Below are 22,390 nucleotides of genomic sequence, written 5' to 3'. Positions count from 1 at the left end.
CTCAATGCAGGGCGCGCGGGCTGGCCAGGACGAACTCGGGAATCTCGGCTTCGAAATGCGTGCCGTCCTCGGCCACCATCTGGTAGGCACCTTTCATCGTGCCGATGGCCGTCGTCAGCGACGAGCCGCTGGTGTATTGAAAGCTTTCGCCCGGCTGGAGCAAGGGCTGCTTGCCGACGACGCCGAGGCCGCGCACTTCCTGCACTTCGTTGTTGCCGTCGGTAATGATCCAATGCCGCGAAACGAGCTGGGCCGGCACGCTGCCGACATTCTTGATGGTGATCGTGTAGGCGAAAATGTAGCGGTCATTTTCCGGGTCGGACTGTTCCGGGATGTACTGCGGCATGGGGTGGATTTCGATTTGGTACTTGTCGGTGTCGGGCATGGGATAATTTCGTCTATCTGTTTTTGTTCAGGGAAACATCATGTCAGCCAAAGATTACGTCATCGCGCCGAGCATTCTGTCAGCCAATTTTGCCAAACTTGGCGAAGAAGTGGCCAACGTCATTGCCTCGGGCGCCGACTGGATTCACTTCGACGTGATGGACAACCATTATGTTCCAAACCTGACCATCGGTCCGCTGGTGTGCGAGGCGATTCGCCCATGCACCACCGCGCCGATTGACGTGCATCTGATGGTCAAGCCGGTAGATCGCATCATCCCCGATTTTGCCAAAGCCGGGGCCAATATCATCACTTTTCACCCGGAAGCATCCGATCACGTTGACCGCAGCCTGTCGCTGATCCGCGATGCCGGCTGTCAGGGCGGGCTGGTCTTCAACCCGGCGACGCCATTGGATTACATGGATTATGTCCTCGACAAGATAGATGTCATCCTGCTCATGAGCGTCAATCCCGGTTTCGGCGGCCAGAAATTCATCCCCGGCACACTGGCCAAGGCCAAGCAGGCGCGGGCCAAACTCGACGCTTATGAAAAGGAAAGCGGTCGGCGCATCCGCCTCGAAATCGACGGCGGCGTGAACACCGCCAACATCGCCGAAATCGCCCGCGCCGGGGTCGATGCCTTCGTTGCCGGCTCCGCCGTCTATGGGGCAGGCAAGGACAGCGACTCGCATCGCTACGATTCGATCATTGGCGCGCTACGCGCTGAACTGGGGAAGGTCTGATGCACTTCGAATCCGTTACCTTCGATCTCGACGGCACGCTGCTCGACACCATCGCCGACCTGGCCGAGGCCTGTCGCCTGATGCTAGCCGAAGTCGGCGCCCGGCCGCGCACGCAGGCCGAAGTGCACAGCTTCGTCGGCAAGGGCATGGCGGTGCTGGTCGAGCGCTGTCTGACCCACGAGCATCCGCCGACGGATGAGCAGCTGCACGCCGCCATCGAATCCTTCAAACGCCACTATTTCACGGTCAACGGGAAATTTTGCCAAATTTACGAAGGTGTCCTTGACGGCCTGGATGCCTGGAAAGCCAGCGGCCTCAAGATGGGCGTCGTCACCAACAAGCCGGGCATGTTCACCGAGCAACTGCTCGACCGCATGGGGCTGGCCGACTATTTCGACGTGGTTGTTTCCGGCGATACCACCGCCCACAAGAAGCCGCATCCCGAGCCCATCTTGCATGCCTGCCGCCTGTTCAACGTGCGGCCGGACCGTAACCTGCATATCGGCGACTCGGAAAACGACATCCTGTCGGCCCGCGCCGCCGGCTCGCCAACCTTCTGCGTGCCCTACGGTTACAACGAAGGCAAGCCGGTGGACAGCGCAGATTGCGATGCGCTAGTATCCGATTTGCTTGTCGCCTACCGGCAAGCCCTCACTTTTCAAGACCTCAAACACAAATGACGACTCTGCAACTCTGGAACGAATGGCAAGGTTGGCGTCGCTGGCGCCCCTGATCTCCTTTCGTGCGCCCTCGCGGCGCAACGCTCCAGACCGCAACACCCTGTCATTTTCGAGGCTTCCCCATGACTGAAACCGAATTCAACGCGCTCGCCGCGCAAGGCTACAACCGTATTCCCGTTACGCTGGAAACGTTCGCCGACCTCGACACCCCGCTGTCGATCTACCTCAAGCTGGCCAACGCGCCCTACACCTACCTGCTCGAATCGGTGCAGGGCGGCGAGCGTTTCGGCCGCTACTCGATCATCGGCCTGGCCGCCCAGACACGCATCGTCGTCACCGGCCATCAGGTCATGGTGCTGACTGGCAACCGCGTCGCCGAGCGCGAGGACGACACCAATCCGCTCGAATTCATCGGCAAGTTCATGGAGCGCTTCCGCGCCGCGCCGCAGGCGGGTCTGCCGCGCTTCTGCGGTGGCCTGGTCGGCTGTTTCGGCTACGACACCATCCGCTATGTCGAAACCAAACTGACCCGCACCAACAAGCCGGACGACATCGGCACGCCGGATATCGGCCTGCTGCTCTCCGAAGAAATCGCCGTCGTCGACAACCTTTCCGGCAAGCTGACGCTGGTCGTCTTCGCCGAACCAGGCTTCCCTGCCGCCTACCAGAAGGCGCGGGCGCGGCTCATGGAACTGCTCGCCAAGCTGCGCACGCCGGTCGTCATCCCGAGCGAGAAGCCGGTCCACTCCGAGCCGGCCGTTTCGGTGTTCGGCGAAGCGGCGTTCAAGAAAGCCGTGCTCAAGGCCAAGGACTACATCACCGAAGGCGACGTCATGCAGGTCGTCCTGTCGCAGCGCATGACCAAGCCCTTCGGGGCCAGCCCGCTGGCGCTCTACCGTACGTTGCGCAGCCTCAATCCGTCGCCCTACATGTTCTATTTCGATTTCGAGGATTTTCATGTCGTCGGCGCCTCGCCGGAAATTCTCGTTCGCCTCGAAGGTGACCGCGTCACCGTCCGCCCCATCGCCGGCACGCGCAAACGCGGCGCCTCGCCGGAAGAGGACGCCGCGCTGGCCGCCGAACTGCTGGCCGACGAAAAGGAACGCGCCGAACACACGCAACTACTCGACCTCGGCCGCAACGACTGCGGTCGCGTCGCCAAGGTCGGCACGGTCAAGCTCACCGAAAACATGATCGTCGAGCGTTACTCGCATGTCATGCACATCGTCTCCAACGTCGAAGGCCGCCTGCAACCGGGGCTCGACGCGCTCGACGTGCTTAAGGCCACCTTCCCGGCCGGCACCGTTTCCGGGGCGCCGAAAGTGCGGGCCATGGAAATCATCGACGAGTTGGAACCGGTCAAGCGTGGCATCTACGCTGGCGCCGTAGGCTACCTCGGCTTCCATGGCGACATGGACATTGCCATCGCCATTCGCACGGCCGTCGTCAAGAACAAGCAGCTTTATGTTCAGGCCGGTGCCGGCATCGTTGCCGATTCCGACCCGCATTCGGAGTGGGTCGAGACCCAGAACAAGGCCCGCGCCGTGCTGCGCGCCGCCGAACTGGCCGAGCAGGGACTCGATACGCGGGTCGATTGATCTCCGCTGTCAGTTACGCCAAAAGAGCCGCCTGAAAACAGGCGGCTCTTTTGCGTCCACCGCAGGCGTTGGTCAAGGTGTCGGAATTCCGATGGCGATTGCGGGTGGGTGACGGAAAGCCGGCGGTCCTGTCGTCAGTGCTTAAAAAAATACATGAAAAATCAGGCCTCTGGGCTTTTGTGCTCCCCGCATTTTTCTGGCACGCTAGCTGCGTAGTAGATGCCACCGGAGCCGGGCAACGGCTTCTTCCACCCCAGGAGACGACATGAACCGATTTGCCTTTGCTGCCGCACTCGCCACTGCCCTGACTGCTGCCGCCGCTTTGCCGGCCCACGCCCAGGAGTCCGCCACCCTGAAAAAGATCAAGGAAACCGGCAGCATCACGCTGGGTCACCGCGAATCGTCGATTCCGTTTTCGTACTACGACGACAAGCAGCAGGTCATCGGCTACTCGCATGAACTGATGCTCAAGGTTGTCGACAGCATCAAGAGCGAACTCAAGCTGGCCAAGATCGACACCCGCTTGATGCCGGTCACCTCGGCCAACCGTATCACGCTGATCCAGAACGGCACGGTCGATATCGAATGCGGCTCCACCACCAACAACCTCGAACGTCAGAAGCAGGTTGGTTTCTCGACCACCATTTTCGTCATCGGCACCAAGCTGCTGACCAAGAAGGATTCAGGCATCAAGGACTTCGCCGATCTCGCCGGCAAGAATGTCGTGACGACCGCCGGGACGACCTCCGAGCGCCTGATCCGCAAGATGAACGAAGACAAGAAGCTGGGCATGAACATCATCTCCGCCAAGGATCACGGCGAAGCCTTCCTGACCCTGGAAACCGGCCGCGCCGTCGCTTTCATGATGGACGATGCGCTGCTCTACGGCGAAATGGCCAAGGCCCGCAAGCCGGCTGACTGGATCGTTACCGGTACCGCCCAGTCGAAGGAAGCCTACGGCTGCATGGTGCGCAAGGACGACCCGGTCTTCAAGAAGGTGGTCGATGCCGCGCTGACCAAGGCCCTGACCTCGGGCGACGCCGAGAAGATCTACGCCAAGTGGTTCATGAGTCCGATTCCGCCCAAGGGCCTGAACCTCAACATGCCGCTGTCGGAAGAAATGAAGGCCGCCTTCAAGGCACCGAACGACAAGGCTTTCGAATAAGCGAGCCGGCTTTTCCCTGACCCCTCTCCGCTTGGCCGGGGGAGGGGAGAGCGAACTGTCGTTGAGGAGATAATCATGGGTTACCAATGGAACTGGGGTGTATTCCTGCAGCCGAGCGCGAGCGGGGACGACACCTATCTGGGCTGGATGTTCACCGGCTTCAAAATGACCATCGCGCTGTCGCTGAGCGCCTGGGTTCTCGCCCTGCTGCTCGGCGCCCTGGTCGGCGTGCTGCGCACGGTGCCGAACAAGACGCTGGCCGGCATCGCCACGGCCTATGTCGAGCTGTTCCGCAACGTGCCGTTGCTGGTTCAGCTGTTCATCTGGTATTTCGTGCTGCCGGAACTGTTGCCGGCCAGCATCGGCGATGCCTACAAGCAGTCCAACCCGGTCTTTCAGCAGTTCCTCGCCTCGATGGTCTGTCTCGGTCTATTCACCAGTGCCCGCGTCGCCGAGCAGGTGCGCGCCGGCATCAACTCGCTGCCCAAGGGGCAGAAAAACGCCGGTCTGGCCCTCGGTTTCACGCTGGCCCAGACCTACCGTTTCGTCATGTTGCCGATGGCCTTCCGCCTGGTCGTGCCGCCGCTGACCTCGGAATTCCTCAACATCTTCAAGAACTCTGCCGTCTGCTCGACCATCGGCTTGCTTGAACTGGCCGCCCAGGGCCGCCAGTTGGTCGATTACACGGCGCAGCCATACGAATCCTTCATTGCCGTGACGCTGTCCTACATCATCATCAACGTCACCGTGATGACCCTGATGCACCGCTTCGAGAAGCGCATCGCGGTGCCCGGCTACATCGGAGGCAAATAATGCTTACCCCCGTCTATCTACTGCGCTGCCCGCCTGCTTCGTTGCGCGGTGCTCGCTCCCTCGCCTACCAATACGGTATGTCTCGGTCGCTGCGCTCCGTGCGCCTCGCATCCGGGCATGCTCGCGACGATATCCGGAGGTAAGCATGACTTACGAATTCGACTGGTCCTCCATCCCCGGCGCCTTGCCCTTCCTCTGGGACGGCATGAAAATTTCGCTGGTCATCACCGCCCAGGCGGTGGTCATCGGCATCGTCTGGGGCACCCTGCTGGCCATGATGCGGCTGTCGTCGATCAAGACGCTGTCGTGGTTTGCTGCCGGCTACGTCAACCTGTTCCGCGCCGTGCCGCTGGTCATGGTGCTGCTCTGGTTCTTCCTGATCGTGCCGGAATTTGTCGGGCAGCTGTTCAACATTCCGAAGGGGACTGACTTGCGTTTGTCTTCGGCCATGGCCGGTTTTGCCCTGTTCGAGGCGGCCTATTACTCGGAAATCATCCGGGCCGGCATCCAGAGCGTGCCGAAGGGCCAGATTTCCGCTGCCTCGGCGCTCGGCATGAATTACGCCCAGGCGATGCGTCTGGTCGTGCTGCCGCAGGCTTTCCGCAACATGGTGCCGCTGCTGCTCACGCAAGCCATCATCCTCTTCCAGGACACCTCGCTGGTCTATGTCTCGGCCCTTGCCGACTTCTTCGGTGCCGCCTACAAGGTCGGCGACCGCGATGGCCGGCTGGTCGAACTGCTGCTCTTTGCCGGTGCCGTCTATTTCGTCATCTGCTTCTCCGCTTCGCAGATCGTGAAGCGCCTCCAGAAAAAATACCACCCGGCCTGATGGCCGCCAGGAGAATCCCATGATCAAGATTGCCAACGTCAGCAAGCATTACGGCAGCTTCCAGGTGCTCAAGGATTGCACCACCTCGGTCAGCAAGGGCGAGGTCATCGTTGTCTGCGGCCCCTCCGGCTCGGGCAAGTCGACGCTGATCAAGTGCGTCAATGGCCTTGAGCCCTTCCAGGCCGGCGAAATTGTCGTCAATGGCATTTCGGTCGGCGACCCGAAGACCAACCTGTCCAAGTTGCGCGCCCAGGTCGGCATGGTCTTCCAGAATTTCGAACTGTTCCCGCACATGAGCATCACCCAGAACCTCGCCATCGCCCAGGTCAAGGTTTTGAAGCGCAGCCAGGACGAGGCGATGGACAAGGGCCTCAAACTGCTCGACCGCGTCGGGCTCAAGGCGCAGGCCGACAAGTTCCCCGGCCAGCTCTCCGGCGGCCAGCAGCAGCGCGTGGCGATCGCCCGGGCGCTGGCCATGGACCCGATCTGCATGCTGTTCGACGAGCCGACCTCGGCCCTCGACCCGGAAATGGTCAACGAAGTGCTCGACGTGATGACCGAGCTGGCCCACGAAGGCATGACCATGATGTGCGTGACGCACGAAATGGGCTTCGCCAAGCGCGTCGCCAACCGGGTGATCTTCATGGACCAGGGCGCCATCGTCGAGGATGACAGCAAGGAGACCTTCTTCGCCAATCCGCGTTCGGAACGGGCCCAGCACTTCCTCGCCAAGATCCTGCATCACTGAGCGCCTGGAGTCAGCCGCGCATGGACGATAGCCTGAACCGGCTGGCGATCAGCTTCTTCCTCGGCGGACTGGTCAGCCTGGCGACGATCACCAATCCGCTGTCGAAGATTCCGGTTTTTCTCACGCTGGCGACCGATGTCGAGCTTGGCGTCGCCTCCCGGGAAGCGCGGCAGGCCTGTTTTTACGGTTTTTTGCTGTTGACCGTGGGATTGTTCGCCGGTGTCTTCATCCTCGAAGCCTTCGGCATTTCCTTCGGCGCCCTGCGTATCGCCGGCGGCCTGACCGTGGCGCTGATCGGCTACCGGATGCTGTTCGGCACGAGCGACGCGGCGCTGGTCGGCGGCAGCGGCAGCTTCGCCTTCTTTCCGCTGGCCATGCCGGGCATCGCCGGGCCGGGGGCGCTGGCCACGGTGATCGGGATTTCCAGCGAGATCGCCGAACTGACCGGCGGCATGCAGCGTTTGACGGCTTATGCGGCGACGGTAGCGAGCATCGCCGCGACCTGCCTGCTAATCTGGCTGGTTCTGCGCTCGGCGCGCTGGGCGTCGCGCCGGCTGGGGGCGGAGGGCATCAATGTCGTCGCCCGGCTGACCGGTTTTCTGCTCATTTGCATCGGCGTCCAGTTCGTCGGTTCGGGCATCCGCAGTTTCATGGCCGGTATCTGAGCGTGCCGAATCGCTCGCCTGTCACCGTGTTTGGGAGGTTTCCCAACTTACAATGAAGCACTCATTCCCGATCTGATCATGCCCGACTCCCGCCAGCCCATCCCGATCTCCCTGACCAAGCCCCATCGCGTGCTCGGGGTGGCGGCAGTGCTGGTGCTGATCCTGGTCACCGCCTTCCTCGCCTACCGGGTTTCCGAGAAGCAGGGCTTCAACCAGATGCGTGACGAGGCCAGCCACCAGCTCGATATTCTGGCTGCCGCCATCGACAGCGAAGTGACCCGGCACGCCTCGATTCCCAGCGCCGTCGAACTCAATCCGGACGTCCTGGCCCTGCTACGTGCCCCGGCCGAGCGGCAGGACGTGCTGCAGCCCCTGGCCAACCGCTTCCTGCAAAAACTGAATGACAGTCTCGGCGGGCCGGCCATTTTCGTGCTTGACACGAGCGGGCGGGTGGTCGCTTCGAGCGACTGGATCTTTTCCGACAACCTGCTCGGCGCCGACCTGTCCTACATGCCGCTGTTTCGCGGCGCCGTCGCCGGCACCCCGGGCCGGCACTACGCGATCGACAACGTGCGCAAGGAGCCGGGCTATTTCTTCGCGCTGCCCATCCGCGACGAACAGCAGGACTGGAAAGTGATCGGCGTCGCCGTCGTCAAGTCCAGCCTGCACGAAGTGGAGCGGCGCTGGCTCGGCCAGGAGGCGCCAGCCCTGATTGTCGACGCCAACGGGATCGTGCTCCTCGCCTCGCCGCCTGAATGGCGCTACGCCACGCTGCAACCGCAAAGCCCGGAAACGTTGGCGCGCATCAGCCAGGAGCAGTTCGCCGGCCAGCCGCTCGGCGTCACCTCGCTCGACATCGCCATCGACGCCGCGCAGGAGGGCACCGTGGTCCGCCTGTCGCGCCAGCTGAAGACCGATCCCGGCCCGCTGCAAGGCGCCAAGTCCTACCTCGCCCTGAGCCGTCACCTGCCGGGAACGGCCTGGCGCATCGTCGTCTTTTCCGACCTGCGCCCGGTCTTCGTCCAGGCGTCGACACACGCCGCTCTGGCCGCCGCGGCCATCGGCTGTTTCCTGCTCTGGCTGCTCTTCCTGAGTCAGCGCCGGCGCATGGCGCGCGGTCGCGAGGAGGCGCGCGCCATGCTCGAACAGGCCAATCAGGAACTCGAACGCAATGTCGCGGCGCGTACCGCCGATCTCTCGGAAGCGGTCACCGGCCTGCAGCGCGAAGTTGCCGAGCGCCAGCGCGCCGAGCAGACCCTGCGCGCCGCCCAGGATGAACTGGTGCAGGCCGCCAAGCTCGCCGTGCTCGGCCAGATGGCGACCGGCATCACCCACGAGCTGTCGCAACCGCTCGGCGCCATCCGCACGCTGTCGGCCAATGCTGTCGAATTCATGCATCGCGGCGATCTGGCGACGGCCGAAAAGAATCTCGGCATCGTCGGCCAACTGGCCGAGCAGGCCGGCGGCATCATCACGCCGCTCAAGACCTTCGCCCGCAAGTCGCCGGCCGTCTCGGTGGCGGTCGACGTGGCGCAGGCGGTCGATGCGGCGCTGTTCCTGTTCGACGCCCGGCTGAAAAAGATGAATGTTACGGTCAACCGGAATTTCGGGCCAAAATCAAAAATTGCCTGGTGCGACCAGAACCGCCTGCAACAGGTGCTGGTCAATCTGATCGGCAACGCCATCGACGCCATGGCCGAAGAGCCGGTGCGTAACCTGAGTTTCAGCGTCGAGCGCGCCAGCTCCGGCCAGCTGGCCCTCGCCGTCAGCGACAGCGGCTTCGGCTTCACCGAAGAAGCGCTCGAACACCTGTTTGAGCCGTTCTTCACTACCAAGCAGCCGGGCGAAGGCCTCGGCCTTGGCCTGACCATTTCGCGCGACATCCTGCGCGATTTCGGCGGCGACCTGCTGGCCGGCCCGGCGCCCGGCGGCGGCGCCCGTTTCGTCATCCTGCTGCCGGCCGTGCCGCCGGCCACCACCTCGCCCGAAAAGGGGTTGTCATGAAGCCCGAACTCTCCGTCCTGCTCGTCGAGGACGACCCCAATGTCCGCCTCGGTTGCGAGCAGGCCATGCAACTGGCCGGCATTACCGTTGACGCCATGGGCTCGGCCGAAGAGGCGCAGCGCCGCCTGCGCGCCGGCTACCCGGGCATCGTCGTCACCGACATGCGCCTGCCCGGCATCGACGGCATGGCGCTGCTGCGCTGGGTTGTCGAGCTCGATGCCGACCTGCCGGTCATCATCATCACCGGCCACGGCGACGTCACGCTGGCCGTCGAAGCCATGCGCAGCGGCGCCTACGATTTCATGCAGAAACCGTTCTCGACCAGCGATCTGGTCGACGTCGTCCGCCGGGCGCTGGAAAAACGCGAACTGGTCCTCGAAGTCGACGCCCTGCGTCGCCGGCTCGACCATCGTGACAACCTCGAATCCCGCCTGATCGGCCGCTCGCCGCAGATGGCCAAGGTCCGCCAGCTGATTCTCGATGTCGCCGGGGCGGCCGTCGATGTGCTGATCTTCGGCGAAACCGGCACCGGCAAGGAGATGGTTGCCCGCTGCCTGCACGACCTCAGTCATCCCGGTCAGCAGAATTACGTCGCGCTCAACTGCGGCGGCATGTCCGACAATCTACTCGACAGCGAATTGTTCGGCCACGAGCCGGGCGCCTTCACCGGCGCCCAGAAGCGGCGCATCGGCAAGATCGAGTACGCCAGCGGCGGCACGCTCTTCCTCGACGAAGTCGAATCGATGCCGGTCAACATGCAGATCAAACTGCTCCGCGTCCTGCAGGAGCGGGTCATCGAACGCCTCGGCTCGAACCAGCAGATCCCCGTTTCCTGCCGCGTCGTCGCGGCCAGCAAGGAAGACCTCAAGCTGCTTTCCGACCAGGGAAAATTCCGCGCCGACCTCTACTACCGCCTCAACGTCGTGCGCATCGAGCTGCCCCCGCTGCGCGAACGGCGCGAAGACATCCCGGCCCTCTACGACGAATTCCTGCTCCACGCCGCCAAGCGCTACAACCGCCCGCCGCCGCCGCTCACCTCCGAATACCTGCGCCGCCTCATGGCGCAGGACTGGCCGGGCAACATCCGCGAACTGCGCAACGCCGCCGACTGCCACGCCCTCGGCATCGGCCGGGACGCCATGGCCTCCGCCAGCGGCGCCGCCCAATCACTGACCGAAGCCGTCGAAAACTACGAACGCGGGCTGATTACCGACGAATTCGCCCGCCAGGAAGGCAACATCGCCCGCACCAGCGAAGCCCTCAAAATCGCCCGCACCACGCTGCACGACAAGCTGAAGAAGTACGGGTTGATCTGATCAGCGAATCCGGCAGAAGCGGGCCAAGAGGATTTCAATTTTGGCCGTTTTTTCCGGTTGACCGTGGCATGCCGGATTGAGGCTGCGCGGGTAAACGCTCAGTGCCAATCGCCGCTGCCGAATCCGTCCTGACCGAGATACGTGTAGAAAATGCCTATCGTTCCTCGACTCTGGGTTACGCCTCCCTGCTCGGGAAAGCTCGCGTCGCGGCGATTCCCCAAGTACTTGATGCTGACCGCATGGCGCCGATTGACGCGCATGGTAAACGAGGCATCCAGACGGACAATATTGTCCCGCCCGCCACGACTGTCGGCAGCAACCCGGCTCACGAAGTATTCGCGCGCCGTCAGATCAAGCGAGGCTTTTTCGCCGAAAATTGCGCGCAAGGCCAAGAGACCTTGTGGCGCCAGGCCATAGTGGTATTCGAGCTCGGACGCGTTCGCATGGGTGGAGCCGACCGCTGCGTAGCCGATACCCAGCAAGCCGGTGCCTTGCAGCGCGACCGATTCGGACAACCGGAATTCCCCGGTGGTGCCTATCGAGAGCGCGGTGCTCGAGACGCGAAAGATTTGCGGCGCCATGTAGTCGTAACTGCCGTATAACCCAAAGATTCCCCGGTAGTTCGCGCCTGCTTCATAGTCCTTGCCGACCAGCAGTCCACGCGTCATGAGGCTTTCGAAACCGCGTGCGTTTGAGACGCTAGCCTGCAGGTTGAAATAATCGAAAGGCCGGGTATAGGAATATCCGGTTTTCCCCGGCAGCCCGTAGTCGATGGAGAAATCGGCAACGGCTTCGTTGCGTTTGAGTTGTGTCGTCGCGGTGCCGTGATTGGCATTCGCGGTACCGGTGAATCCGAATTCCAGCTTGCTGTAATAGGCGGGATTGCGGCTGGCAAAAATCGAATCCCATCGATTGCGAAAGACAAGACGATTGAAGCCTGTCGCCGGAGAAATTGCCGCCGCACCGATCTCGCGCCACAAGGAAGGGCTATCGCCGCCATGCTCGAGCATCAGGTTGGACAGGCGAAACAGCGCCTCACCGAGGAATGTCCCGCCGATGCCGGTATTGATCTGATCGTTTATCGAGGGTGGCGTCACCTCACCGGCAATTTCCCACAACGCGCTACCGGCAAAGGTATAGGCCAGTGACTCCCAGTAGTTGAGGCCAAGAGACCGGGCAAACGTGTGGTACATCGCACCGGCATACGGATGCCCGAGCTGGTTGGTACGGAAGGGATCTCTATCGACGCCCCAACTGCTGCCCAAATTGTCCCCGATCGACGAAAGGTTGCTTTTATAGTCACCGCTCGGGTCGCGCCGGTTTACCAGATTTAGCGTGGCCTCGAAGCCGACAATTTCAATTGCCGGGATGACATAGTTCTTGCGCGTAGCGGGATTCCCGGAATTCCCCGAAAAATCGAACTTGTCGGGCGGGCCGCTCGTCGTCTCGTTCAGGGGGAGTTCCCAAGCTGCCGGTGGGTTGGTCAACTCCGCGTCCGCACCGAATGCGCTATACGTTGCCAGCCCCAGCAAAACGAACACGGCGAACCGCGCCGAGCGGCAAAGCAAGGCGAAATCGAAGGGTGTCACCCGGAACGTGGATATCGAGTCATTTTGTCGCACGCCCGAAATCTATCAAGGCCCGATACAAAGATATGTTTGGTATCGCACATAGTGCTGAGGCGTTACGGACGGGAGGGCAGATTGAATCGCGGCCAGCGCTGCACACGCCAAGTGAAATGGATCGCCCGTGCTGGCGGCAGCCCATCTTCGGGCGCTTGTTGGCGATCATTGGGGGAGCTGTTTTTGCGTTTGGAGCCGCGACAGTTCATCGCGTAGCCACTGCTTGCTGGTCATGGTTTTTCCATGGCATTTCACCTTGTACGCCAAGCCGGTCAAGCTGCTTTCAGTGGCAGCGAGGTCGATAAAGTCTCCCGTGGCGTTAATCAGATTTCTTGCCACGAGGTAGTTGTACTTGTTGCGCAAATGCGTTTGCGCCGTTTTTGCCTCGGACCAAATGCCGTTACGATAGAACTGGCACCCCGAGTCTTCGACAAAGCCGAGCAGGGCATTGACTTCCTGTTGGACCTTGACAGGGGGATCCGCATGGGCAGCTGAGGCCAAAAGGAATCCAAGAATCAGGGCCGCTCCCGCCTTAATCAGGAAGTTCAAAGCTCCGCGTCCAGCATGGGCTGGAGCAGCCCGCCCGGCATGGGTGCGCGCTTTTTCATCGCGCAGAAGCCTGGGAATCGGATGGCGTATCCAGGCGCGGTTCGTTCTTGAAGACGCCGCGGATGTTGAGACAAGCCAGGACAACTTGCAGGAACATGAGCGCATAGGCGTTGTCATGCCATCCCCATAGCATCCATAAGCCATTGCTAAGGAGGAAACACCAGAACCCGATTTCGCGCCGGCGTTTGGACTGGGCGGCAATAAGCCAGGCAGCCAGAGCCGTCACCAACATGGCGGGCCATTGCAACAACTGCAGAAGATCAATGCCAGCGATCACGTAAATGCTCACACAGTCGAATCATTGTCGCGGCGTCCTTGGCGGGTTGGAGCTCAGACGCCGTCCAGAGCAACCCCTTGGTCAGCTACGACAGGTAAGGGGCAACTTTCTTGAGCGCCGAAGAACGGTCCCGGTCTCTCGCGATGCAGCACCGCCTTCCGTGGCCTATTTCGACATCACGTTACGCCCGGCTCAAATGTCGCACCGTGCGGCAACGTACAGAGTCGATTCACCCTTCCTGAGAAGTTTTGTACAAGAACTAAAAACCGAAAAACCGTGGTCTGTCCCTGGTTTGCAGTTTTGGCCGTTTTTTCCGGTTGACCGTGGCATCCCCGTTTGCCTAAACAAACTCATCCACATTAACCCCAAGCGTGCCGCTTTCCGCCTTGGCCGAAGGCTGAGCAGCCGTCGCTCCGCCAGTCTCGCTGGCGGCCTGTTTTTCCTGAGCCCTGAGCTGCGCAATCTGCGCCTGCACTTGGGCGATTTGCGCCTGCAACAGTTTGATCTTTTCTGCGCTGTCTCCGGACGTATCCTTCTGCGCAGTCTTCAACTGCTTCTGCAAAGCCTGCAACTGCTTTTCAAGCGCCGCAATCTGCGCGCTGTTTCCACTACCCGAGCCGGTGGAAGCGGAGATGCCCGTTGTACTCGGAACACTAGCAATCGATGTCATTTCAAGGCCTCATGCCGTTTGGTTTGGTAAACCAGTTATCGGCTAGAGGCGGTGCGATGCTGAGGGCGCAAAGGGTAAAAACAAGTAAAGATCGGAAGTGCTTGGCTTCTATAAACCGTGGTCTGTCCCCGATCGATTATTCCGCCGCAACGTTTGGTGATCAATTGCCTCAATTCGGCCCGTAGCGGCCGCAGATAAATTGTCCCCATAAGGGATATTCATGACTACCAGACAAATAGTTCATAATTAATGACAAACAGAATGCTCCTGCAGTAATGCCCTAATTTCTCAACGCGCATGATCCTGATAGGCTAAAGACATAATTTGAGCAACCAATTCATCTTGAAAACCTTTTTGGATGCTGCGGAAGCATGGATCTGTGATGGGTATTCACTCGATTTTCGTTACATCGCGACTCATGGTGGAGATGGCTATGAAATATGGGATGCATCACTATCGTTGAATCCGCTTCCTTCACAAAAGGACCTTAACTTTCGAATTGATGTTGCAGGCTTCGCGATTGGTCAAATTCAACGAGTTGAGACCAACAAAGGCCTTCTTCTTCAACTGCTCAAAGATGCAATTGGTGGGAAGGTGGGGCTTATCGAAGCACCCATGACGTTGCCCCTTTCCGAGTTATTCGATTGTTATTCAGAGATGAGTCACCGTGACCGTTGGTTTTCTGATCTACATCTTTTGATAAATGGCGACAACCGACCTGCCCCGACAACAACTGAGCTTGCAGTTATCGACAGCGCATTGCGGTTGGCGGAACCACCGTTTGATGGTCTAAGTGACGTGGCAAACTGGCTTGGGTTGAAAGCGCCCGGTTCAACATCAACCCCGCCTAAGATCGAGATCCGAATTGGACCGCCAGTAGATCTCATATTTGATGGATGTTCTGTAGCAGGCGACACGCTAAAACTAACGCTGCATGCACATCCTGCGTTGGATACTAGCCTAGTTAAACTCTCTTTCCGTGCCGTACCGGGAAACGCCCTTGCCGCGCGTCAACATGCGACCAACAACTTAGTGTGGGGTGACGTTCGCGATAGGCGTCGCGAAGGAACTGCGCACATTAAGCTAGAAAACGCGGACAGCGTTCTTGTCATGTTGATGCTTGGAAATTCAACTGTTAGACGTCAATGGTTCGTTGATCCTGAAAAGGCCAGAAATTACAGGCTCCTAGCTACTCAGCACTTTGATCGCGACTTAAAAATGCTCAGGCATGCAGTTCTAGACTCGCATGACTCTGTGAAGTTTGAGCAAGGGATTGCATCTCTCCTCTTTTTGTTAGGTTTTAATCCGGCGATTCAGATTGAAACTGACGCTCCCGATCTCATTGTCACGACACCCGGTGGAAGGTTGGCGATTGTTGAATGCACGACACGGGTCGCAGACTTTGCTTCGAAAATTGGAAAGCTTGTTGACCGGCGTGGAGCATTGTCGAAATCCCTTGAGGCATCTGCCCACCGATTTAACATACTCTCTGTTCTGGTTTGTCGGTTGCCACGAGACCAGATCGCCACACATGCTGATGAACTGCGGGTCCGAAACACAATATTGATTACAGGCGAAGATATTGCTGCCGCATTTGATCGTGTCCGATTATCCAATGACCCAGATTCAATGCTCACAGACTTGGTCGATAGAATGAACTCTAGTTCCGCATGGATTCGGAATCTATCAGCTTAGAGTCCCGTTGCATCTGAACTATTTGCAGTCATCTGTGCGTCTGTAGATATTGAATGTCCACTTATCCAAAGCGCAATCAGCCGCTTTGGGCACAACAGATATTTTGGATAGCGGATCGATTCGAATACAAACAATGCCCCGGGACGGCAATTGCAGTCCCGGGTTCCCCGCTTAGAACCAGTACTGATACCCCAACGCCAGCCCGTAAGCCGAATCGCCCGGATTGACCGTGTAGTTGCCGGCTGAGCTGGTGCCCATCGGGACCAGGGCCGAGCCGGCGCTGTTCTTGTGGGCGGAGAAGATGCCGTAGACGGCGGATTGGGCGCCTATGTTTTCTACCCAGCCGATGGTGGCGACGCTGCCCTTGTTGTCGGGGTTGCTGTTCTCGGTCTTCCCTTCGCCGTAGGAGAGCAGCAGCTTGCCGGTACCGGTGACGGCTGTGCGGCTGCCGACCATCCATTCATGGCGCGTCGTCTTGAGGCCACCGTCCGGCGTCGTCACGGCATGGCCGTAGCCGGCCAGCAGCTTGGTCTTCATGATCTGGTAGCCGACGCCGATGAAGGCGTTTTCGGTTTTTGCTGTCGTGCTGCTCGCATGGTCGTCGTCCTGGTAGGCAACGCTCATGTCGAAGGGGCCGTTTTCGTAATTGACGGCGAGGGCCATGGCGTCCGAAGACTTGCCGGTTTCGCCGCCGAGCGCCAGCATGACGTTGGCGCTCAGCCCCTTGAATTTCGGGCTGGCATAGACCAGCGAGTTGTCGAAGCGGGTCGAGCCGGTGCTGACGTTGCCGTCGGTCGTCGGCGAGCCGTAACCCTGTTCGTAGGCGTCGTAATTGATGATGGCGTTGTAGACCGGCGAGTACTGTCGACCGGCGGTCAGGCGTCCGTATTTACCTTCGATGCCGGCGTAGGCCTGGCGGCCGAGCAGTCGCCCGCCCTGGGCCAGCGTGCCCTTGTTGAGGAAGATGCCGCTTTCCAGCTGGAAGACGCCACGGACCCCTTCGGTGATGTCGGCGCCGCCCTTGACGCCCAGGCGGGTGCCGTTGAGGCCGCCGGATTCTAGCGACAGCCGGTCGCCCTTGCCGCCGCCGCTGTTGTATTCGGTGAACATGTCCAGCTTGCCGTAAACCGTGACGCTGGCGTTGGCGCCCAGTGACGAGTTGGAGAGGACCGGGGCCTTGCTCTCGGGAGCGGCGCGCGGCGCTTCCTTGGCCTGGGCTTCAAGCTGGGCGATGCGTTCCATCATCTTCTGCATGTTGGCTTTGAGATCGTCGAGTTCGCCGGCCTGGGCGGGGGCGAAGGCCGACCAGAGGCCGGCGGCGGTCATGGCGAGTACGAGTTTTTTCATGGTGCGATCCTTGATTCGAGAAAAAGTGGGTCCCTGCCGGCATCGGCGATGCGGCATCGGTGTCTTGTCTGAAACGGGGGAGCCGGGCGGGCCGCTGGGCCCGCCGCTGGTTCAGCTAGTCAAACTGCGCTGGCTCAGTATTCCCAGAAGATGCGCTGCAGTTCCTTGCTGTCCTGGGTCTTGGTCATGGCAACGGCAGCCAGGATGCGGGCCTTCTGCGGGTTGAGGTCGTGGGCGACGACCCAGTCGTACTGGTCGTCCGGCTGCTCGGCGTTGCGGATGACGAAACCACCGGCATTGACGTGCGAGGAGCGGATGATCTGCACGCCCTTGGCACGCAGTTCGCGCAGACCGGGAACGACGCGGGCGGCGACCGAACCGTTGCCGGTACCGGCATGGATGATGGCCTTGGCGCCCTTGTCGGCCAGCGCACGATAGGCGGTGTCGCTGACATTGCCGTAGCCGTAGGCGATTTCAACCGGGGCCAGCGCGCCGATCTTCTCGATGTCGAATTCCGAGTTCATGGTGTGGCGCTTGGCCGGCAGGCGGAACCAGTAGTTCTTGCCCTCGACCACCATACCCAAGGCGCCCCACGGGCTCTTGAAGGCTTCGGTCTTGATGTTGATCATCTTGGAGACGTCGCGGCCGCTGTTCAGCTCGTCGTTCATCGTCACCAGCACGCCCTTGCCGCGCGCATCCTGGCTGGCGGCAACGCTCACCGCGTTCGACAGGTTGAGCATGCCGTCAGCCGACATGGCCGTGCCCGGACGCATCGAGCCAACCACCACGATGGGCTTGTCGGTATGCACGACGAGGTTCAGGAAGTAGGCGGTTTCTTCGAGTGTGTCGGTGCCGTGCGTGACGACGATGCCGTCAACATCGCCCTGCTTGGCCAGGGCGGCGACGCGCTTGCCGAGGGTGACGAGGTGCTCGTTGGTGAAGCTTTCGGAGGCGATCTGGAATACCTGCTCGCCGCGCACCTGGGCGACATCGGCGAGGGTCGGAATGCCGGCGATCAATTTATCGACCGGCACCTTGGCGGCCTGGTAGGTGGCGCTCTTGGCAACATCGGCCCCGGCTCCGGCGATGGTGCCGCCGGTTGCGAGGATGACGACATTGGGTTTGTCGGCAAAGGCGGGAATCGCCTGACAGAAGGCTACGGCGATCAGCGCGCAGCGGGCGAGGAAGCGGTTCATTGAATCTCCTTGTGCATTGAAGAAACCCGGGGTTGGTTTCGTGCTTTCTATTCAGCACGGGTCATGCCAGATGTTAGGGGAATGCCGTTTGTTGTTATGTGATTGATTTATTGGGAAATGGTTTTATGGTGCCCGGTGTTTTTGACGGAATGTCGAGGCTTGGCCGATGCGGGCCATCGGTTTTTCGATGCGTGCGGCCGCCGTTTCAGAAGACTTCAATCAGTTGCTTGACGATCAGCACGCTGACGACGCCGAGGAAGGCCTTGCGGATGAAGCCGGCGCCGTGTTTCAGGGCGAGGTGGGTGCCGACGTAGGCGCCGGCCAGATTGCAGGCCGCCATGGTCAGGCCGACCGCCCACAGGATGGGGCCGTGGCTGGCGAAGAAGCCGATGGCCGAAATGTTGGTGGCGAAATTGACGACCTTGGCGCTGGCCGAGGCGCGGATGAAGTCCATGCCGAACAGGCGGACGAAGCCGAAGATCAGGAAGCTGCCGGTGCCCGGCCCGAAGAAGCCGTCGTAGAAACCGATGACCAGCCCGAACAGGGCGCCGCGCCAAAGGTCGCCGGGGCGTGGTTCGTGGGTTTCCTCCTGGCCCAGGTTCTTGCGCAGGAAGGTGTAGATGGCGACGGCGAGCATCATGACGACGACCAGCGGCCGCATCGCCTCGCGCGGAATCCAGGCGACCACGGCGGCGCCCAGCCAGGCACCGAGCAGCGCGGCGGCCGTGGCAGGCAGCACCAGCCGCCAGGGAATGCGCACGGCGCGGGCGTAACGCCACAACGAGGCGCCGGTGCCGGCGATGCTCGACACCTTGTTGGTGCCGAACAGCGTTGGGATGCCGGCCTGCGGGAAGGCGGAGAGCAAGACCGGAATCTGGATCAGACCGCCGCCGCCGACCACGGCGTCGACCATGCCGGCGAAGAAGGCGGCGGGGGCGAGGATGAACCAGTCGATAGTCATGGCGAACTCAAAAAAAGACCCGGTGCGAGGCACCGGGTCAAGCAAGAGGGTTCGGCGCGGGGGGCGGCCGAACCCAGAGGAGGGATGGTCAGGCGGTGACCGGCACGGCGTCCTCGCCGGCGACCGGCAGCGCGTCATCGACGTCGGCGAGGGACTCGTCCACCGGGTCGATGGCCTTCTCCCATTTGGCGACGACGGCGGTGGCGATGGCGTTGCCGAGCACGTTGGTCGCCGTGCGCCCCATGTCGAGGAAGTGGTCGATGCCGAGGATCAGCAGCAAGCCTGCTTCGGGCAGTCCGAACATCGGCAGCACGGCGGCAACGACGACCAGCGAGGAACGCGGCACGCCGGCGACGCCCTTGCTCGAGATCATGAGGACCAGCAGCATGGTGATCTGCGTTCCCAGACTGAGGTCGATGCCATAGGCCTGGCCGATGAACAGCGCGGCGAAGGCGCAGTAGAGCATCGAGCCGTCGAGGTTGAAGGAGTAGCCGAGCGGCAGGACGAAGCCGGTGATGCGGTCCTTGACGCCGAACTTCTCGAGCTGCTCCATGAGCTTGGGGTAGGCCGATTCGCTGCTGGCCGTCGAGAAGCCGAGCAACATCGGGCTGCGCACCAGCTTGAGCAGGCGGAAGACTTCCTTGCCGAGCACGAAGTAGCCGGCCGCGATAAGCACCAGCCAGAGAACGGCGAGGGCGATGTAGAAGCTGGCCAGCAGCTTGCCGAAGACGACCAGCATGCCCAGGCCCTGGGTCGTGATGATGCCGGCGACAGCGCCGAAAACGCCGATCGGGGCGAAGCGCATGACGTAGTCGGTGACCTTGAGCATGACGTGCACGACTTCTTCCATCGTGTTCACCAGGCTGCGCGCCGCCTGGTTATGCAGGTGGCCGAGCGCAAGGCCAAAGAAGACGGCGAAGACGAGGATCTGCAGGATTTCATTGGCCGCCATCGCCTCGAAGAAATTCTTCGGGAAGACGTGGGTGATGAAATCCTTGAGGTTCAGCGCGCTGGTTTTCAGGCCGACCGCGGCGCCCAGTTCGGGCAACGGCACGCCCAGATTGGCGCCGGGTTGCAGCAGGTTGGCGAAGACCAGACCAAGGGCCAGCGAGCACAGCGAGGCGGCGACGAACCAGCCAAGCGCCTTGGCACCGATCCGGCCGACCGTCTTCGAGTCGCCCATGCCGGCCAGGCCGACGACCAGGGTGGCGAAGACGAGCGGGGCGATGATCATCTTGATCAGGCGCAGGAAGATGTCGGTCAGGATGCCGAAGTAGCCGGCGATTTCCTTGGCGGCGGCCGGGCCGCCGGCCATGGTGTTGCAGGCGTAGCCGACAATGACGCCGAGCACCATGGCGATCATGATCAGGGTGGTTAACCGGTTCATTTTCATGATGGTTTCCTTGTTTTGTGCATTGAATGAAGGGCGCTGGCTCAGGCGGCGCGGGGCAGGATCATTTGCGGCTTGGTCAGGACTTCAGGGCGCAGCACGTCGGCCAGTTGCTCGGGGCTCATGAGCTTGCGTTCGAGGACGATCTCGGCGACGCCACGGCCGCTCAGGTGGGCTTCGGCGGCGATTTCGGTGGCGTTGGCGTAGCCGATGTAGGGGTTGAGCGCGGTGACGATGCCGATCGAGCGTTCGACGCTGGCGCGCAGTGCGTCGCGGTTGGCGGTGATGCCGTCGACGCAGTAGTCGGCCAGCGTCTTGCAGCCCTTGCCGAGGTGCAGCACGCTCTTGAACAGGCTGTGGGCGATGATCGGCTCGAAGGCATTGAGCTGCAGTTGGCCGGCCTCGGCGGCGAAGGTGACGGTGGTGTCGTTGCCGATCACTTCGAAAGCGATCTGGTTGACGACTTCCGGGATGACCGGATTGACCTTGCCCGGCATGATCGACGAGCCGGCCTGGCGCGGCGGCAGGTTGATCTCGCCGAAGCCGGCGCGCGGGCCGGAGGAGAGCAGGCGCAGGTCGTTGCAGACTTTCGACAGCTTGACGGCAACGCGCTTGAGCACGCCGGACAACTGCACGAAGCTGCCGCAGTCCTGCGTCGCCTCGATCAGGTTGGGGGCGGTGAGGACCGGGATGCCGCTGATCTCCACCAGCTTGCGGCAGACGATGGCGGCGTAGTCCGGATGGGCGTTGATGCCGGTGCCGATGGCGGTGGCGCCGAGGTTCATCTCGCGGATGAGCAGGGCGGCTTCGCGGAGGCGCTCCTCGTCTTCGCCGAGCATCACGGCGTAGGTCGAGAATTCCTGGCCGAGGGTCATCGGCACGGCGTCCTGCAACTGGGTGCGGCCCATCTTGAGCACGTCGGCGAATTCTTCGGCCTTGCGCTCGAAGGCGCGGCGCAGGTAGGCCATGGCATCGACGAGACGGAAGATGCCGACGTAGGTGGCGAGCTTGAGCGCTGTCGGATAGACGTCGTTGGTCGACTGGCTCATGTTGACGTGCTCGTTCGGGTGCAGGTACTGGTACTCGCCGCGGGCGTGGCCGAGGATTTCCAGCGCCCGGTTGGCGATCACCTCGTTGGCGTTCATGTTGGTCGAGGTGCCGGCGCCGCCCTGGATGACGTCGACAACGAACTGGTCGTGCCACCGGCCGTCGATGACTTCACGGCAGGCGGCAACGATGGCGTCGGCGCGTTTGGCGTCAAGCAGGCCGAGCTGGCGATTGGCCTGGGCGGCGGCCTTCTTGATCTGGGCCAGGGCGCGGATGAGGTCCGGGTAGACGGCAATCGAAATGCCGGTGATGTCGAAGTTTTCCAGGGCGCGCAGCGTATGGACGCCGTAATAGGCTTCGGTCGGGACTTCACGGTCGCCGAGCAGGTCGTGTTCGAGGCGGTGGGTGAGTTGTTGGGTCATGCTGTCTCCTGTGCGTGTTGTGGTCGGGCGGGGGGCGTCCGGTTTGCTATTAATTGCACGTGCCATGCCAGCGACAACTGTTTTGCCGGGCATTGATTTTTAGAGGGTTTTTCGGGGAGAAGCGGCGAGAGTGCCGGATTCCCGATGTTTCGGCAGGGCGGGCGTTCGGATTTCCGAAGCCTGGGGGCTCGATACGCGGGTCGATTGAT

Annotated in this window: 21 protein-coding genes; 11 read left to right on the top strand and 10 right to left on the bottom strand. The window is 61.4% G+C overall.

The genetic code is table 11. The features are described 5' to 3' along the window. Position 1: 1 nt before the first annotated feature. Positions 2-385: a Co2+/Mg2+ efflux protein ApaG gene (apaG, locus tag KI613_RS17465; RefSeq protein ID WP_226401738.1), complete on the bottom strand. Its 384-nt coding sequence runs from the start codon at positions 383-385 to the stop codon at positions 2-4. 40 nt (positions 386-425) lie between these two features. Between apaG and rpe the strand changes: the two genes are divergently transcribed. From rpe to KI613_RS17415, 10 genes are all read left to right on the top strand, one after another. Next, complete coding sequence (gene rpe, locus KI613_RS17460) at positions 426-1,127, top strand: ribulose-phosphate 3-epimerase (RefSeq protein WP_226401736.1); 702 nt, start codon at positions 426-428, stop codon at positions 1,125-1,127. Further along, complete coding sequence (locus tag KI613_RS17455; protein ID WP_226401734.1) at positions 1,127-1,807, top strand: phosphoglycolate phosphatase; 681 nt, start codon at positions 1,127-1,129, stop codon at positions 1,805-1,807. The genes rpe and KI613_RS17455 overlap by 1 nt, the downstream gene beginning before the upstream one ends. Positions 1,808-1,929: 122 nt before the next feature. Next, positions 1,930-3,405, top strand: coding sequence for an anthranilate synthase component I (trpE, locus tag KI613_RS17450; protein WP_226401732.1), 1,476 nt, complete (start codon positions 1,930-1,932; stop codon positions 3,403-3,405). Positions 3,406-3,670: 265 nt separating this feature from the next. Next, a complete protein-coding gene (locus tag KI613_RS17445) occupies positions 3,671-4,570 on the top strand; it encodes a glutamate/aspartate ABC transporter substrate-binding protein (protein ID WP_226401730.1) in 900 nt (299 codons plus the stop codon). Between the two features lie 75 nt (positions 4,571-4,645). Beyond that, positions 4,646-5,383 (top strand): amino acid ABC transporter permease, encoded by a 738-nt coding sequence (locus KI613_RS17440; RefSeq protein WP_226401728.1) that lies wholly within the window; start codon positions 4,646-4,648, stop codon positions 5,381-5,383. A 145-nt stretch (positions 5,384-5,528) separates the two neighbouring features. Beyond that, the gene (gene gltK / locus KI613_RS17435) at positions 5,529-6,212 is read left to right on the top strand and encodes a glutamate/aspartate ABC transporter permease GltK (RefSeq protein ID WP_226401726.1); all 684 of its coding nucleotides are present in this window, start codon (positions 5,529-5,531) and stop codon (positions 6,210-6,212) included. A gap of 19 nt (positions 6,213-6,231) precedes the next feature. Further along, positions 6,232-6,960: an amino acid ABC transporter ATP-binding protein gene (locus KI613_RS17430; RefSeq protein ID WP_226401724.1), complete on the top strand. Its 729-nt coding sequence runs from the start codon at positions 6,232-6,234 to the stop codon at positions 6,958-6,960. Positions 6,961-6,980: 20 nt separating this feature from the next. Next, positions 6,981-7,625, top strand: coding sequence for a MarC family NAAT transporter (locus KI613_RS17425; protein ID WP_226401722.1), 645 nt, complete (start codon positions 6,981-6,983; stop codon positions 7,623-7,625). Between the two features lie 78 nt (positions 7,626-7,703). Then, on the top strand, positions 7,704-9,629 hold the full coding sequence (locus tag KI613_RS17420) for a sensor histidine kinase (RefSeq protein ID WP_226401720.1): 1,926 nt from the start codon (positions 7,704-7,706) through the stop codon (positions 9,627-9,629). Next, on the top strand, positions 9,626-10,945 hold the full coding sequence (locus tag KI613_RS17415) for a sigma-54-dependent transcriptional regulator (protein WP_226401718.1): 1,320 nt from the start codon (positions 9,626-9,628) through the stop codon (positions 10,943-10,945). Before KI613_RS17420 ends, KI613_RS17415 begins: the two co-directional genes overlap by 4 nt. Positions 10,946-11,043: 98 nt before the next feature. Here the strand turns inward: KI613_RS17415 and KI613_RS17410 are convergent, their stop codons facing one another. The 4 genes from KI613_RS17410 to KI613_RS17395 form a co-directional block, all read right to left on the bottom strand. Further along, positions 11,044-12,567, bottom strand: a complete 1,524-nt coding sequence (locus KI613_RS17410; RefSeq protein WP_226401716.1) for a DUF3943 domain-containing protein — start codon at positions 12,565-12,567, stop codon at positions 11,044-11,046. Positions 12,568-12,732: 165 nt separating this feature from the next. Then, positions 12,733-13,116 carry a DUF5329 family protein gene (locus KI613_RS17405; protein ID WP_226401714.1) on the bottom strand — a complete coding sequence of 128 codons (384 nt, stop codon included), beginning with the start codon at positions 13,114-13,116 and terminating at the stop codon, positions 12,733-12,735. Positions 13,117-13,171: 55 nt separating this feature from the next. Next, on the bottom strand, positions 13,172-13,465 hold the full coding sequence (locus KI613_RS17400; protein ID WP_226401712.1) for a hypothetical protein: 294 nt from the start codon (positions 13,463-13,465) through the stop codon (positions 13,172-13,174). A gap of 328 nt (positions 13,466-13,793) precedes the next feature. Beyond that, positions 13,794-14,123, bottom strand: a complete 330-nt coding sequence (locus KI613_RS17395) for a FlxA-like family protein (protein WP_226401710.1) — start codon at positions 14,121-14,123, stop codon at positions 13,794-13,796. Between the two features lie 324 nt (positions 14,124-14,447). Here KI613_RS17395 and KI613_RS17390 point away from each other — a divergent pair, with 324 nt between their 5' ends. Continuing rightward, positions 14,448-15,818: a hypothetical protein gene (locus KI613_RS17390; RefSeq protein ID WP_226401708.1), complete on the top strand. Its 1,371-nt coding sequence runs from the start codon at positions 14,448-14,450 to the stop codon at positions 15,816-15,818. 171 nt (positions 15,819-15,989) lie between these two features. Here the strand turns inward: KI613_RS17390 and KI613_RS17385 are convergent, their stop codons facing one another. The 5 genes from KI613_RS17385 to aspA all read right to left on the bottom strand — a co-directional run bounded on the left by KI613_RS17385 (position 15,990) and on the right by aspA (position 22,181). Then, positions 15,990-17,165 (bottom strand): porin, encoded by a 1,176-nt coding sequence (locus tag KI613_RS17385; protein ID WP_226401706.1) that lies wholly within the window; start codon positions 17,163-17,165, stop codon positions 15,990-15,992. A gap of 134 nt (positions 17,166-17,299) precedes the next feature. Further along, positions 17,300-18,361, bottom strand: coding sequence for an asparaginase (locus KI613_RS17380; RefSeq protein WP_226401704.1), 1,062 nt, complete (start codon positions 18,359-18,361; stop codon positions 17,300-17,302). A 205-nt stretch (positions 18,362-18,566) separates the two neighbouring features. Next, a complete protein-coding gene (locus KI613_RS17375; RefSeq protein ID WP_226401702.1) occupies positions 18,567-19,322 on the bottom strand; it encodes a sulfite exporter TauE/SafE family protein in 756 nt (251 codons plus the stop codon). An 88-nt stretch (positions 19,323-19,410) separates the two neighbouring features. Further along, entirely contained in the window at positions 19,411-20,715 is a 1,305-nt protein-coding gene (locus KI613_RS17370; RefSeq protein ID WP_226401700.1) for a dicarboxylate/amino acid:cation symporter, read from the bottom strand. Between the two features lie 41 nt (positions 20,716-20,756). After that, on the bottom strand, positions 20,757-22,181 hold the full coding sequence (aspA, locus tag KI613_RS17365) for an aspartate ammonia-lyase (RefSeq protein ID WP_226401698.1): 1,425 nt from the start codon (positions 22,179-22,181) through the stop codon (positions 20,757-20,759). Between the last annotated feature and the right edge of the window lie 209 nt (positions 22,182-22,390).

This window comes from Ferribacterium limneticum (genome assembly GCF_020510585.1).
Taxonomy (GTDB): domain Bacteria; phylum Pseudomonadota; class Gammaproteobacteria; order Burkholderiales; family Rhodocyclaceae; genus Azonexus.
This window is presented reverse-complemented; position numbering and strand designations above follow the sequence as displayed.